This is a genomic window from Shewanella sp. MM_2022_3, assembly GCF_022557375.1.
GTDB classification, from domain to species: domain Bacteria; phylum Pseudomonadota; class Gammaproteobacteria; order Enterobacterales; family Shewanellaceae; genus Shewanella; species Shewanella xiamenensis.
Window position 1 is genome coordinate 11,817 of record NZ_JAKZGV010000038.1, and the last position, 14,030, is coordinate 25,846.

13 protein-coding genes are annotated in these 14,030 nt (G+C 45.4%); 12 read left to right on the forward strand and 1 reads right to left on the reverse strand.

Annotation, left to right across the window (positions count from 1 at the left end; all coding sequences use genetic code 11):
• The first annotated feature begins 301 nt into the window (after nt 1-301).
• From MMG82_RS16125 to dinB, 12 genes are all read left to right on the forward strand, one after another.
• A complete protein-coding gene (locus MMG82_RS16125; protein ID WP_037415063.1) occupies nt 302-1,636 on the forward strand; it encodes a Na(+)-translocating NADH-quinone reductase subunit A in 1,335 nt (444 codons plus the stop codon).
• Complete coding sequence (locus MMG82_RS16130) at nt 1,636-2,835, forward strand: NADH:ubiquinone reductase (Na(+)-transporting) subunit B (RefSeq protein WP_241407102.1); 1,200 nt, start codon at nt 1,636-1,638, stop codon at nt 2,833-2,835. The genes MMG82_RS16125 and MMG82_RS16130 overlap by 1 nt, the downstream gene beginning before the upstream one ends.
• Entirely contained in the window at nt 2,828-3,616 is a 789-nt protein-coding gene (locus MMG82_RS16135) for a Na(+)-translocating NADH-quinone reductase subunit C (RefSeq protein ID WP_047533885.1), read from the forward strand. The genes MMG82_RS16130 and MMG82_RS16135 overlap by 8 nt, the downstream gene beginning before the upstream one ends.
• The gene (locus MMG82_RS16140) at nt 3,616-4,248 is read left to right on the forward strand and encodes an NADH:ubiquinone reductase (Na(+)-transporting) subunit D (protein WP_037415013.1); all 633 of its coding nucleotides are present in this window, start codon (nt 3,616-3,618) and stop codon (nt 4,246-4,248) included. Before MMG82_RS16135 ends, MMG82_RS16140 begins: the two co-directional genes overlap by 1 nt.
• 5 nt (nt 4,249-4,253) lie before the next feature.
• The gene (nqrE, locus tag MMG82_RS16145) at nt 4,254-4,862 is read left to right on the forward strand and encodes an NADH:ubiquinone reductase (Na(+)-transporting) subunit E (RefSeq protein WP_006080469.1); all 609 of its coding nucleotides are present in this window, start codon (nt 4,254-4,256) and stop codon (nt 4,860-4,862) included.
• A 46-nt stretch (nt 4,863-4,908) separates the two neighbouring features.
• Nucleotides 4,909-6,165 carry an NADH:ubiquinone reductase (Na(+)-transporting) subunit F gene (gene nqrF, locus MMG82_RS16150; protein WP_037427058.1) on the forward strand — a complete coding sequence of 419 codons (1,257 nt, stop codon included), beginning with the start codon at nt 4,909-4,911 and terminating at the stop codon, nt 6,163-6,165.
• 98 nt (nt 6,166-6,263) lie between these two features.
• A complete protein-coding gene (locus MMG82_RS16155) occupies nt 6,264-7,322 on the forward strand; it encodes an FAD:protein FMN transferase (protein ID WP_037415060.1) in 1,059 nt (352 codons plus the stop codon).
• An 11-nt stretch (nt 7,323-7,333) separates the two neighbouring features.
• A complete protein-coding gene (gene nqrM / locus MMG82_RS16160; protein ID WP_011071354.1) occupies nt 7,334-7,558 on the forward strand; it encodes a (Na+)-NQR maturation NqrM in 225 nt (74 codons plus the stop codon).
• 238 nt (nt 7,559-7,796) lie between these two features.
• Nucleotides 7,797-8,270 (forward strand): bacterioferritin, encoded by a 474-nt coding sequence (bfr, locus tag MMG82_RS16165; RefSeq protein ID WP_037415005.1) that lies wholly within the window; start codon nt 7,797-7,799, stop codon nt 8,268-8,270.
• A gap of 9 nt (nt 8,271-8,279) precedes the next feature.
• A complete protein-coding gene (gene bfr / locus MMG82_RS16170; RefSeq protein ID WP_047533927.1) occupies nt 8,280-8,747 on the forward strand; it encodes a bacterioferritin in 468 nt (155 codons plus the stop codon).
• Nucleotides 8,748-9,046: 299 nt separating this feature from the next.
• Nucleotides 9,047-11,050, forward strand: a complete 2,004-nt coding sequence (locus MMG82_RS16175; RefSeq protein WP_047533930.1) for a methyl-accepting chemotaxis protein — start codon at nt 9,047-9,049, stop codon at nt 11,048-11,050.
• 174 nt (nt 11,051-11,224) lie between these two features.
• The gene (gene dinB, locus MMG82_RS16180) at nt 11,225-12,298 is read left to right on the forward strand and encodes a DNA polymerase IV (protein ID WP_047533933.1); all 1,074 of its coding nucleotides are present in this window, start codon (nt 11,225-11,227) and stop codon (nt 12,296-12,298) included.
• 30 nt (nt 12,299-12,328) lie between these two features.
• On the opposite strand, the gene MMG82_RS16185 is transcribed toward dinB, so the two are convergent.
• Complete coding sequence (locus MMG82_RS16185) at nt 12,329-13,975, reverse strand: methyl-accepting chemotaxis protein (protein WP_047533935.1); 1,647 nt, start codon at nt 13,973-13,975, stop codon at nt 12,329-12,331.
• Between the last annotated feature and the right edge of the window lie 55 nt (nt 13,976-14,030).

Below are 14,030 nucleotides of genomic sequence, written 5' to 3' on the forward strand. Positions count from 1 at the left end.
TAAAATTAATGTTATAGTATTTAGTGACCGTAATACTCTCTCTTTCTGAGCCCTCACTCGGTCGGAAGGTGAACGCTGTAGTGCATGATTCTTTTAAATCCTTATTTTAGGTTTGAAAACACCTATAATTTTCGTGGCGATGGCACGGCAATTGGGGTAAAATGCGCGCGACCAGCGTGATTGCGATCGCATTTCTGTGATAAATCTGCGCTAGCTCAATGCAGTAGGTTTTGTTTAAAACCTACGTATTTAGCAGGAACGCGGCGCATTGTCTTTCCTTCAAAACGTAGTGCTTGTGGATATGATTACAATTAAGAAAGGATTGGAACTGCCTATAGCAGGCGGACCAGAGCAAGTTATCCATAATGGCCCAGCCATTAAACATGTAGCTACTTTGGGTGAAGAGTATATTGGCTTACGTCCAACGATGAAGATCAAAGTGGGCGATAAAGTACAAAAAGGTCAGGTGATTTTCGAAGATAAGAAAAATCCTGGCGTAAAATATACGGCTTTAGCCAGTGGTACTATATTAGACATTAACCGGGGCGCCCAGCGTGTGCTGCAGTCTGTTGTTATTCAAGTGGAAGGTAACGAAAGCGTTTCCTTTGCTAAGTATGACGCCACTGCTCTTGATACGCTTGACTCGCAACTGGTCCGTGACAACCTGATTGAGTCAGGTTTATGGACTGCATTGCGTACTCGTCCTTTCAGCAAAGTGCCAGCCGTAGATTCTTCTGCTGCGGGTATATTTGTAACCGCCATTGATACGCAACCCCATGCTGCCGATCCCGTAGTGGTGATCCGCGAGCATAAAGAAGATTTTGCTAATGGTCTTAAAGTCTTAGCAAGACTTACCGAAGGTAAAGTTTACCTTTGCAAAGCGCCTGGCGCCGATATCCCTGCCGCAAACGCCCAAGTTGAAGAATTTGCCGGTGTTCACCCTGCAGGTCTTGTTGGTACTCATATCCATTTCCTACTTCCAGCTTCTGCAAAACGTACTGTTTGGCATGTCGGTTACCAAGATGTAATAGCCATTGGTCAGCTATTTACGACGGGTCAACTGAATACCGAACGTGTGGTTGCAATTGCCGGTCCTAAAGCAGCTAAGCCACGTTTGGTTCGCACTGTTTTAGGTGCAAGCATGACTGAGTTGACTGCTGGCGAAACCTTAGATGGTAACGTGCGTTTCATTTCAGGCTCTGTGCTGAATGGCCGTACTGCAGTTGGTCCTCAAGGATATTTAGGCCGTTACCATATGCAGGTCAGTCTGCTTGAAGAAGGTACTGAAAAAGAATTTTTGGGTTGGGTATTGCCTGGCGCCAACAAGTTCTCTATCACTCGCGCATTCCTTGGTCACTTAAGTTCTTCTCGTTTGTTCAATATGACAACGAGCACTGGTGGCTCGGACCGTGCAATGGTGCCAATCGGTAACTTTGAGCGTGTAATGCCTCTGGATATTCTTCCTACAATGTTACTGCGTGACCTGATTTCGGGTGACTTTGACGGTGCGGCTACCCTAGGCGCGTTAGAGTTAGATGAAGAAGATCTCGCACTGTGTACGTTCGTATGTCCAGGCAAATATGACTACGGTTCATATCTGCGTGACTGTTTAGATACGATCGAGAGGGAAGGCTAATGAGCTTGAAAGATTTTTTCGAACGTATTGAACCCGACTTCGAGAAAGGCGGTAAATACGAAAAGTTTTATGCCCTCTTCGAAGCGGCATACACCATTTTTTATACGCCAGGTAAAGTGAACAAGGGAAAAACCCATGTTCGCGATAACCTTGACCTAAAACGTATGATGATTACGGTTTGGGCCTGTGCATTTCCCGCGATGTTCGTCGGTATGTACAACGTAGGTTTACAAGCACAACTCGCATTAATTGCGGGTTTTGCGACCCCAGATGTATGGCAAGTGAGCTTGTTTGGCATGTTCGGTACCGAACTGACAGCAAACTCTGGTTGGCCTGCATTAATGTGGTATGGCGCCTGTTTCTTCCTACCTATCTACGCGGTGACGTTTGCTGTCGGTGGTATTTGGGAAGTGTTGTTTGCCTCTATCCGCGGTCATGAAGTTAACGAGGGTTTCTTCGTTACCTCTATCCTGTTCGCCTTAACTTTGCCAGCCACTATTCCATTATGGATGGTTGCACTAGGTATCACCTTCGGTGTGGTTGTGGCTAAGGAAGTGTTCGGTGGTACAGGGCGTAACTTCTTAAACCCAGCGCTGGCCGGTCGTGCATTCCTGTTCTTCGCTTACCCATTGAACATGTCTGGTGACGCTACATGGGTTGTGGCTGACGGTTACTCTGGTGCGACTGCACTGAGTCAAGCTGCTGCGGGCAATTTGGATTATGCCTTCAACCAAAACTGGTGGGATGCGTTCTTCGGTTTCATTCCGGGTTCTGTCGGTGAAGTGTCTACGCTAGCGATTCTTTTAGGTGGTTTGGTCATCATCTATACCCGTATCGCATCATGGCGCATCGTGGGTGGTGTAATGCTGGGTATGATTGCCATTTCTACGCTGCTGAACGTTGTGGGTAGCGACACTAACCCAATGTTTGCAATGCCTTGGTACTGGCACTTAGTGTTAGGTGGTTTTGCATTTGGCATGATGTTTATGGCGACTGACCCAGTGTCTGCGTCATTCACTAACCAAGCTAAATGGGCATACGGTATCTTGATTGGTGCAATGGCTGTGTTTATCCGCGTGATTAACCCTGCGTTCCCAGAAGGCATGATGTTAGCGATTCTGTTTGCTAACTTGTTCGCGCCATTGTTCGACCACTTCGTGGTTCAGGCAAATATCAAGCGGAGGATTGCTCGTGGCTAGTAATAGAGATTCGTTCGGAAGAACGCTATTTATCGTCGTTGGCTTATGTCTAATTTGTGCGATATTTGTGTCGACTGCGGCAGTATTACTGCGCCCAACTCAAGCAGAAAACAAACTGCTTGATAAGCAAAAGTACATTCTGGAAGCTGCAGGTCTGATTGACACTAAAGCTGGTAAAGTGACCAAAGCGCAAATTTTGGAAACTTACGGTAAGCATATCGAAGCTAAGTTAGTAAACTTAAAAACCGGTGATTGGGTTGAAGGTGTTGACGCCAATACATTTGATCAACGCAAAGCGTCTCGCGATGTGAAAACCTCATTTGTACCTGAAAACGATATCGCTTCAGTTAAGCGTGTTTCAGAAGATGCAGTGGTTTATCTGGTTCGCGACGATCAAGGTAAGTTAACCAGTGTGATCCTGCCTATCCATGGTTATGGCCTGTGGTCGACTATGTATGCTTTCCTCGCGTTAGATGCTGATCTGAACACGATTCAAAGCTTAGTTTACTACGAGCAAGGCGAAACCCCTGGTTTGGGTGGTGAAGTCCAAAACGCTCAGTGGAAAGCGAAATGGCATGGTAAAAAGTTATTTGATGCGCAAGGTAATATTGCGATTAGCGTAACCAAAAACCCCGCTGTTGCTACCACTGAATACGGTGTAGATGCATTATCCGGCGCGACTCTGACCAGTAATGGTGTTCAACACTCTCTGACGTTCTGGTTAGGTAAAGAAGGTTTTGCGAGTTTCATTGAAAAAGCACGCAATGGAGGTCTCAGCTAATGTCTGACGCTAAAGAACTGAAACAGGTTCTGACTGGACCTATCGTCAACAACAACCCGATTGCATTACAAGTCCTTGGTGTATGTAGTGCGTTAGCGGTAACGAGCAAGCTCGAAACTGCACTGGTAATGGCGTTGGCATTAACTGCGGTAACAGCGTTTTCGAACCTGTTTATCTCAATGATCCGTAATCATATTCCTAGTAGCGTACGTATTATCGTGCAGATGACCATTATTGCCTCTCTGGTAATTGTGGTTGACCAATTGCTGCAGGCTTATGCTTATCAGATTTCTAAGCAGTTATCGGTATTCGTGGGTCTTATAATTACGAACTGTATCGTAATGGGACGCGCTGAAGCCTATGCGATGAAAACACCACCAATGATGAGCTTTATGGATGGTATCGGTAACGGTTTAGGTTACGGTGCGATTCTGTTAGCCGTTGGCTTCGTGCGTGAACTGTTTGGTAACGGTTCTCTGTTCGGTGTTGAAATCCTGCACAAGATCTCTGATGGTGGTTGGTATCAACCAAATGGTTTGCTATTACTGCCGCCAAGTGCGTTCTTCCTAATCGGTATGCTGATTTGGATTATTCGTACCTATAAGCCAGAGCAAGTTGAAGCAAAAGGGTAATTGAGATGGAACATTATATTAGCCTGTTAATTCGCTCTGTTTTCATTGAAAACATGGCACTGGCCTTCTTCTTAGGTATGTGTACTTTCTTAGCGGTATCAAAGAAAGTGACTACCGCGATGGGCCTAGGGATTGCGGTAGTTGTAGTGTTAACTATCTCTGTTCCTGCTAACCAAGTTATTTACCAAGGGCTGTTAGCGCCTGGCGCACTGGCTTGGGCTGGTGCACCTGAAGCTGACTTAAGCTTCTTGAAATTCATTACCTTTATCGGTGTGATTGCGGCTTTAGTTCAAATTCTGGAAATGGCACTGGATAAGTACTTTCCTCCTTTGTACAACGCGTTAGGTATCTTCTTACCTCTGATCACTGTGAACTGTGCGATTTTCGGTGCGGTATCATTCATGGTTGAGCGTGACTACAAACTGGGCGAAAGTGTGGTGTTTGGTTTCGGCTCTGGAGTAGGTTGGGCATTAGCTATCGTATTGATGGCCGGTATCCGTGAGAAGCTGAAGTATGCCGATGTGCCCAATGGCCTACGTGGTTTAGGTATTACCTTTATCACCGCTGGTTTAATGGCCTTAGGTTTCATGTCGTTTTCTGGTGTGTCTCTGTAAGAGACACCAAACGGCTTCTTGAATTGGACCTTCTAAGGATAAGTTAATGGATATTCTTGGTATTTTTAAATCTACTCCGCTTGAGGTTTACCTCGGTGTGAGTATGTTTACTGCTATCGTCCTCGTCTTAGTGTTAGTGATTTTATTCGCTAAATCTAAGCTAGTGTCTAGCGGTGACATCACGATCGGCATCAACGACGATCCTGAAAAAGCGATTACAACCGGTGCTGGTGGCAAGCTGTTAGGCGTGCTGGCGAACAACGGTATCTTCGTATCGAGTGCCTGTGGTGGCGGTGGTTCTTGTGGCCAATGTCGCGTAGTGGTTAAGTCTGGCGGCGGTGATATTCTGCCAACAGAATTGGACCACATCAGCAAGGGTGACGCCCGTAAAGGTTGTCGTCTGTCTTGCCAGGTGAACGTTAAGAACGACATGGAAATCGAGCTTGACGAAGAAATCTTCGGTATCAAGAAGTGGGAATGTACTGTTATCTCTAACGATAACAAGGCGACCTTCATTAAAGAACTGAAGCTGCAAATTCCTGATGGTGAATCTGTTCCGTTCCGTGCGGGTGGTTACATTCAGATCGAAGCGCCAGCACACCATGTTAAATATGCTGATTTCGACGTACCAGCAAAATACCGTGGTGACTGGGAGCACTTTGGTTTCTTCAATCTTGAATCTAAAGTTGACGAAGAAACGATCCGTGCTTACTCAATGGCTAACTACCCAGAAGAGTTCGGCATCATCATGTTAAACGTGCGTATCGCAACGCCACCTCCACGTAACTTGAGCTTACCATGCGGTAAGATGTCATCTTACATTTGGAGCCTAAAGGCTGGCGATAAAGTGACTATTTCTGGTCCATTCGGTGAATTCTTCGCGAAAGATACCAATGCAGAAATGGTGTTTATCGGTGGTGGTGCGGGTATGGCACCAATGCGTTCACACATTTTCGACCAACTGAAGCGTCTGAAGTCTAAGCGTAAGATGAGCTTCTGGTACGGTGCACGTTCTAAGCGTGAAATGTTCTACGTGGAAGACTTTGACGGCTTAGCGGCTGAAAACGACAACTTCGTATGGCATGTGGCCCTGTCTGATCCTCAACCAGAGGACAACTGGGATGGTTACACAGGTTTCATCCATAACGTACTGTATGAAAACTACCTGAAAGACCATGAAGCGCCAGAAGATTGTGAGTTCTACATGTGTGGACCTCCAATGATGAACGCGGCCGTGATCGGTATGTTGAAAAATCTTGGTGTCGAAGACGAAAACATCCTATTGGATGACTTCGGCGGCTAATGTGAATTAGCCCAAGGTGAGAAGAGTTGCAGATGTGGAGTAAAGCTCTCATCTGCAACTTTTGCATTAAAGGGCATCCAAAAGAGTTGTTAGTCACTATGTTTAAAACCCTAGCGTTAAAAACCCCTGTGTTAAAAACCTCAGTGTTGAAGCATTCAGTGAACTGGCTGGTCCTTGTAGGTCTAGCCTTTTTTATTTCAGCCTGTAGCAAACAGGATGAGGTTATCTCCCTTGCGGGCAGCACAATGGGCACGACTTACCATATTAAAGTGGTTCCTAATGAGCAAATGCCCACGGCCCAGCTATTGCAGGCCGAAATTGACTTAGCCCTAGAGCAAGTCAATAACCAGATGTCGACCTATCGACCTAATTCAGAATTGTCCCGTTTCAACCAGTTACCGCTTGAGCAAAGTGTCGAAGTGTCGCCGGATACTGTCAAAGTGGTTAAAGAAGGCATGCGTTTGTATCACGTGACAGACAAAGCCTTAGACATTACCTTAGGGCCGCTGGTGAACTTATGGGGATTTGGCCCCGATAAGCGCCCAACCAAAGTACCGACTCAAGCCGAGATTGATGCAGCTAAGGCTAAAACGGGTATCAGTGAGCTTTCTATCGAAGGCAATCGCTTAAGCAAGCATAACGCCCATTTGTACGTGGATTTGTCATCTATCGCCAAGGGCTTTGGCGTGGATAAAGTGGCTACTATTTTAGATAAATATCACGCAACGGGTTACTTAGTTGAAATTGGTGGCGAGCTGAGCATTAAAGGTACCAAAGGCGATGGCAGTTCGTGGCGTGTCGCCATAGAGAAGCCGACCGATGAGGGCATGGCGGTACAGCAGGTGATTGAACCGGGCACTATGGCCATGGCGACGTCGGGGGATTACCGCAATTATTATGAGGAAGAAGGTCAACGTTTTACCCATATAATCGATCCGCGTACAGGTTTGCCTATCAATCATAAGTTAGCATCTGTGACCGTTTTGCATAAAGAATGTATGACGGCCGATGGTTTTGCGACGGCGATGATGGTTTTAGGCACAGAAGCGTCATTGGAGCTTGCCAAGAAAGAACACTTGGCGATAATGCTAATAGAAAAGCAAGGCGAAGGATTTAAAGTCTACTACAGTGACGCCTTCAAGCCTTTCCTTAAGTAGTTGGAGTTAACATGAGCACTTTTATCGCGGCATTTGTGATTTTATTACTGTTCTTTTTGCTTATGTCGATAGGTTATCTCATCAAGCGCAAAGCCGTTGAAGGAAGCTGTGGCGGTTTAGGTGTATTAGGGATTGAAAAAGCCTGCGATTGTGATGATCCCTGCGACAAGCGTAAGCGTCGTATGGCCGCTGAAGAAGCGCGCCGAGCGAAGTTAACCAAAGACCGGATCATTTAATTATCCGCTTCAACTAAAATAGCCTCCTCTGGAGGCTATTTTTTTGCCTCAAATTTAGCATCGTTAAAATTAATCCTTGATTTATGAGGAGGATAGCAGGCTAATCTAAGCGATAATGAGAATGCTTTTTATCTTTAAGTTTGTGAAAAATAAAGAAAATTTGAGTTAGCTTGAAAACTGTACTAGGCTAGAAGCTTGATTTAGATCAATCTTTCACTCATATCAAGGATCGTAACTTATGAAAGGTCATCCAAAAGTGGTGGGACAACTCAATCGGGTGCTTACCTGTGAGTTAACGGCCATTAATCAATATTTTCTCCACGCCAGAATGTTCAAGCATTGGGGGCTGGAGAAGCTAAACCACGTCGAATACAAGAAATCCATCCAAGATATGAAACACGCCGATAAGCTTATTGAGCGGGTATTATTTTTAGAGGGATTACCGAATCTACAACAGCTCGAAAAACTGCGTATTGGCGAGCACACTCAAGAGATGCTCGATTGCGATTTAGCCATGGTGCAGGAACAACTCTCGCTGTTGCGGGATGCCATTACACTCTGCGAAGTTGAGCAGGATTATGTCAGTCGCGATCTGCTCGAAGATATTCTTGAAGATGAAGAAGAGCATTTAGATTGGCTCGAGTCACAGCAGGAGCTGATTAGCTTAACAGGCATTCAAAACTATCTTCAATCGCAAATTAGTGAGTCATAGGAGCTGAATATGAAAGGTGATAAAGACGTCATCGATGCGTTAAATCGACTCCTAACCGGAGAGTTATCGGCGATGGATCAGTATTTTGTCCATGCTCATATGTACGAAGATTGGGGACTCAACGAACTTTATGAGCGTATTGCCCATGAGTCGGATGATGAGAAAGCCCATGCCGCAAAACTGGTGCAGCGTATCTTATTCCTCGAAGGTGTGCCCAATGTGGCTGCAAGGGAAGCGCTCAACATTGGCTCGACTGTCGAAGAGATGCTGCGTAACGATCTCGCCTATGAATACAAGGTGGCCGATGATTTACGTAAAGTCATTGCGTTGTGTGAGCAGAAAAAAGATTATCAAACCCGTGAGATCTTAGAAGTGCTACTCGATGATACCGAATCTGACCATATGTATTGGTTAGAGAAACAGCTCGGTTTAATTGACCGCATTGGTTTAGCGAATTATCTGCAAACTAAGATGTAACAATATCCGATTGCGCGGCTCAAGCACAAAGGCCAGTCATTTTATGACTGGCCTTTGTTTTGGGATTTTGAGTATTTAGTCTAACACTCTGTAAAAATTAGCTGTAGTAATGAGATGTTCTGTTTGAGGTGGATTGTTTAGCGATTCCTGTTATGTCATTAATGTCTATTCTTTACAAATACTTGTTTACGTTTTTTCTCATCATTTTGGCTGTTGTTGGCGGGTAAAAATTGTTACCGTGTGAAGCTGTTTTTGCAGGCTTTTATGTTAAGTGGTTGGTTAACCAGACGGGAAGATGAATGAGATATATAAAACGTTCTCTAAGTTTGCAGTTAGTGGTAACTATCGTCGGTGCCCTCGCTGTACTACTTACTTTAGTTGCCGCTTTGCTCGTGAATAAAGAAAGTAATAATACACGTAAGCAGGTGGATGCCGACATTTCGGCACTTGTAGCCTTAAAAGCCAATGAGATCAGTGGTTACTTTGTTGCCAAGGGGCAAGTAATCCACTCGGTATTTGCCGAGCCTGGGCTTATCAACTGGTTTAGTCAGTATCATGCCCGAGGCAGTAATCTGGCGCAGGATCAGCAATATCAAGATATTATTCGTTATTTTCGCTCGTTTTCCGACCGTGATAGCGATGTGAAATCAGTATTCTTTGGTTCGGCAAACACCTTTGAGTATTTTGACCTTAATGGCCGTTTCGATGGCGATCCTGATTATTACACCAATAAGCGTCCTTGGTGGCAGGAGGCGATTGATCAACATGGCCTGTTTGTGGGCGATCCTGCGGTCGATGCCAACGATGGTTCTATTTCTGCAACGGTTAAAACCCCAGTCTATAGTGCTAATGGCGAACTTATTGGCATTGGTGGTATGGATATTCTGATCGATACCATTGGTAAAAACCTATTAGCACCGATTAAATACCGCAACTATGGCCAAGCCTTCCTGATGACGGATGAAGGTAAGCTTGTGTATTTCCCAGGATTCTCGGATAAATTCCCTCCCGGCTCACTTGCCAATCAAATTGATAGCCAATTTAAAGATACCTCCGGTTTTACAGCATTAATGCAACAAATGCAGCGCGAGCCTCAGGGGTTTGCCGAAGTTACTTTTAATGGCGTATCACAGCGAGTGACCTTTGTGACTGTAGGCGGGGATTATCCTAAGCAAAAGTGGCATTTAGCCTTTATGTTGCCCCATGAAGTAATTGAAGCGCCTGTTACCAAAGCCTTTTGGAATGCCTGTTTTGTTGCATTAGGGATCATGCTGTTAGTGGGGATTACTGTTTGGTTGATGTTATTACCCTTTAGACGCCAGCTCAGCAAGTTACTCGATGCGATGGAAGACATTGCCGAGGGTGACAGTGACTTATCCCAACGCATTTTAATGGAACGGGAAGATGAGCTAGGTAAACTGGGTGATGCTTTCAATCGTTTTGCTGAAAAGGTTCAGCAAATGTTGCTGCATACCCGTAGCTTAACCCAAGAGGTCGGCACTGGAGTGATGGATGCGCGCCAAGTGTGTGATTTAGCTGTCTCGTCGGTGTCATCGCAAAAACAACAAATCGATTCTGTCGCGACGGCAGCAACTCAAATGGCGCAGACGAGCCAAGAAATGGCGATAAGTGCTCAACGTGCAAATGATTTTGCCGAAAAGGCACAGACTCAGGCCCTTGACGGTACGCAAATTGTGTCCCGTGCGACCGAAGGGATGAAGGCATTATCGGTTCAAGTCATCGAAGCGGCTAATGTGATTAAGCGGCTACGAAGCAGCTCAGAGCAAATTGGTGAAGTCTTGAGCGTGATCCGCAATATTGCCGACCAAACTAACTTGCTGGCATTGAACGCGGCCATCGAGGCGGCGCGGGCGGGTGATCAAGGTCGAGGCTTCGCCGTTGTTGCTGACGAAGTGCGCACGCTGGCTTTGCGTACCCAAGATTCTACCGCCAATATTCAAGGCATTATCCAAACTCTGCAACAAAGTGCGCTTCAGGCTGAACAAGTGATGGAATCAGGGGTTGAGCAGGCAAGAGTAGGGCAAGACTTAACCACGCAAGTCGAGCAAGCCCTCAGCGACATCGCCAGTGCGATTACGTCTATCCAGCAGCAAACGGTGGAAATTACTGTGGCGATAGGCCAGCAGGCAGTGGTTGCCGATGAAGTGGCGCAAAACGTGGTGAGCGTGCGTGGTTTATCCGATCAATCCCTATTGTCAAGCCAAGATCTCTCCCAAAGTCTACAAGGATTTGAGCAAGCAACTCGAGAACTGACACGTAATATTGGTCAATTTAAAATTTAAATGCTGTTGTTTTAAAACCAAAGGAGCCTTAGCGCTCCTTTGGTTTTTTTGGGAATGTTATACTTGGATAAGGATGCTTGAGTCGATAGGTGAACTTCGCGACTGCGTAAATATGTCCTAGATACTTGATCACTGTTTTTATATACAGTATTTTGGGTGTTGGAGGAACCTTTAGTGCGAAAAATCATTCATGTTGATATGGATTGCTACTTTGCTGCGGTGGAAATGCGAGACTTTCCCGAATACCGTGGTAAACCGTTAGCCGTTGGTGGGAGCCGTGAGCGGCGAGGGGTTATCAGCACCTGTAATTACGAAGCGCGCCGATTTGGTGTGCGCTCCGCTATGGCAACGGCTTATGCGCTTAAACTGTGCCCAGACTTAATTCTTGTCCCCGGTCGAATGCAGGTCTATAAGGATATATCGCAACAAATTCGCGCTATCTTCTCTCGATACACTGAATTGATTGAACCCCTCTCCCTCGATGAAGCCTACTTAGATGTTAGCGATTGCAAGCTGTTTAAGGGCTCTGCAACTCTGATTGCTGAAGCGATTCGCCATGATATTTTGGCCGAAACAGGGCTTACTGCTTCGGCTGGCGTTGCTCCTGTTAAATTCCTCGCCAAGGTGGCCTCTGACTTAAATAAACCTAATGGTTTGTATGTTATTTCGCCCGACAAGGTTCCTGAGTTCATTAAAACCTTATCCCTACGCAAGATCCCCGGTGTGGGGAAAGTCACCGCAGAAAAACTTTCCTCTTTGGGGTTAAATACTTGCGGAGATATACAAACTTATCCAAAACAAGACCTTATTACTCGTTTTGGCAAATTTGGTGCCGTATTAATTGAAAGATCCCATGGGATTGATGAGCGTGGGTTATCAGTGAGTCGCGAGCGTAAATCTGTCGGCGTTGAAACTACGTTGGCGCAGGATATTTATACCCTCGAGCAGTGCCAGCAAGTGATGCCTGGATTAATACAAGAGTTATCAACTCGCCTAAGTCGTAGTGCCAAGGATCGACAAATCCATAAGCAGGTGGTGAAGCTTAAATTCAGTGACTTTAAACAAACAACCATTGAACATCGCAGTAATGATGTGTCTGTGATGATGTTTTACGAATTATTATCCCAGGCAATGACAAGGCAAGAAGGGAGGGGGATTCGGCTACTCGGCGTGGCTGTGGGACTTACTGATAAATCACCGATTGCGAAGGTTGATCCATTGCAAACCCAACTCGCGTTATCAATTTAATCAATCTCATCCCTTACACGTTATCAATCGCTATAACTTAAAGCGGCTGACTAAGGCTGTTAGTTCATTGGCCATGGTTGAAAGTTGGATACTTGCAGCATGGATTTCGTCTGTTGTATGTCGACTCTCTTCTGATTGCTCTGCAATATGCTGAATATTGTGATGGCTTTCGTTTTCCATTATTGACTGTGCTTTCGCGGCAAGCGCGATTTGATTATTCATTTCGCTGATTTCGCTCACCATTTCCGCAATATGAGCCAAAGCTTCTCCAGCATTGCTGGCGGCTTCCACACTAGCAATCGCTTTTTGATTACCGATATTGATAGCTGCAACGGCACTTTGAGTGCCATTTTGGACATTCGCTATCATCAGTTTTATTTCCTCCGTTGATTGATGGGTTTTGGAGGCGAGAGAGCGCACTTCATCGGCCACGACGGCAAAACCTCGGCCTTGTTCTCCTGCACGAGCGGCTTCAATAGCAGCATTTAGGGCAAGTAAATTGGTTTGTTCGGCGATAGCTTGAATCACTTCAAGTACTTTTCCTATGTGCTGCCCTTCGAGCTCTAGCTTGTTAATTTGGTTTTCTGCTTGGCTAACATCTTGGGCGAGTTGTCGGATAACAGCTATGGTGTTTTGTACTTTTTCTTGGCCTGTGGCGGTAAAGTTGTCAGCCTGTTTAGCCGCCTCTGCTGCATGGTTAGCGCTGCTTGAAACCTCTTGCACAGAGGCTGCAATATGGTCGCTTGCATCAGCCACTTTCCGAGTCGTTTCTTCCTGTGTCCTTAAGGTTTGCTTGGCCATTTCGCTGGCGTGGGCAAGCCCTTGTGCTGATAGCGTAAGCCTGGCGGTCGAGTCTTTAAACTGCGAAATAATACTATGCAGATTGTCCAGGAAATGATTAAAGGCACGGGCTAAGTCTCCAAGCTCATCCTTGGAGGTTAAGTTAATCCTTGCTCTTAAGTCTCCATCACCATCGGTAATATCATGAATTTTCGCCAATAAAACAGCGAGTGGCCGACTAATTAATTTAGGTAATGCTATGACATAGATGGCGCAAATAATAATGCTGATTGCAAGGGCGACAAGTTGTAGTTTTTGTCCTTCTAGGGCATCAGCTTCAACTTGTTCTACGGCACCCTTTGTATGGCTATTTAGCTCATCGGTCAGATGACTGATATGTACATGGAGCTTATCAAAGAGGGTTGCACCTTGACCAAAGCTTAAATCTATTGCTGTGGTGCGACCATTTCGGCCATTGTTAGTGCGTTGATTACTAATTTCATTGGTTATTTTTTGCCATTCATTAAAGGTTTGGGTTAACTCTGTGAGTTGATTTAGAGCCTGCTGGCTTGTTGTTACCTTGGCAAAATGTGTTAAGTGTTGGTTGACTAGCTCAATACTTTGGTTGTGTTGCTTCAAAAGTTGGTTGTAGGAGTCTGTTCCAACATTAACAAACATTAGACTTCTTTCTGCCACTTGCGCTTGGTATAACTCTTTATCCGCTTGTAGCAGCAGGGATTGGCTAGGTAAATATTCTAATGCCAGTTTATCTGCACTTTGTTTTAGTGCTTTTAGGCCCACAATCCCTGTGAAAGATGCAAAAATAACGACCCCAGCAAGTAGTAGACTCGGGTAGATAAGTTTTTGGTTTATTGATAGATCCTTATACCAACGCATATATGATTTCCTTGAGATCAGCTAGGATGAGTAGCGTATTAAAATCAATGTTGCC

Coding starts and splice junctions, on each gene's coding strand:
- MMG82_RS16140 (WP_037415013.1), top strand. CDS start 3,616: ATGTCTGACGCTAAAGAACTGAAACAGGTTCTGACTGGACCTATCGTC.
- MMG82_RS16130 (WP_241407102.1), top strand. CDS start 1,636: ATGAGCTTGAAAGATTTTTTCGAACGTATTGAACCCGACTTCGAGAAA.
- nqrE (WP_006080469.1), top strand. CDS start 4,254: ATGGAACATTATATTAGCCTGTTAATTCGCTCTGTTTTCATTGAAAAC.
- bfr (WP_037415005.1), top strand. CDS start 7,797: ATGAAAGGTCATCCAAAAGTGGTGGGACAACTCAATCGGGTGCTTACC.
- MMG82_RS16175 (WP_047533930.1), top strand. CDS start 9,047: ATGAGATATATAAAACGTTCTCTAAGTTTGCAGTTAGTGGTAACTATC.
- nqrF (WP_037427058.1), top strand. CDS start 4,909: ATGGATATTCTTGGTATTTTTAAATCTACTCCGCTTGAGGTTTACCTC.
- bfr (WP_047533927.1), top strand. CDS start 8,280: ATGAAAGGTGATAAAGACGTCATCGATGCGTTAAATCGACTCCTAACC.
- MMG82_RS16185 (WP_047533935.1), bottom strand. CDS start 13,975: ATGCGTTGGTATAAGGATCTATCAATAAACCAAAAACTTATCTACCCG.
- nqrM (WP_011071354.1), top strand. CDS start 7,334: ATGAGCACTTTTATCGCGGCATTTGTGATTTTATTACTGTTCTTTTTG.
- MMG82_RS16125 (WP_037415063.1), top strand. CDS start 302: ATGATTACAATTAAGAAAGGATTGGAACTGCCTATAGCAGGCGGACCA.
- MMG82_RS16155 (WP_037415060.1), top strand. CDS start 6,264: ATGTTTAAAACCCTAGCGTTAAAAACCCCTGTGTTAAAAACCTCAGTG.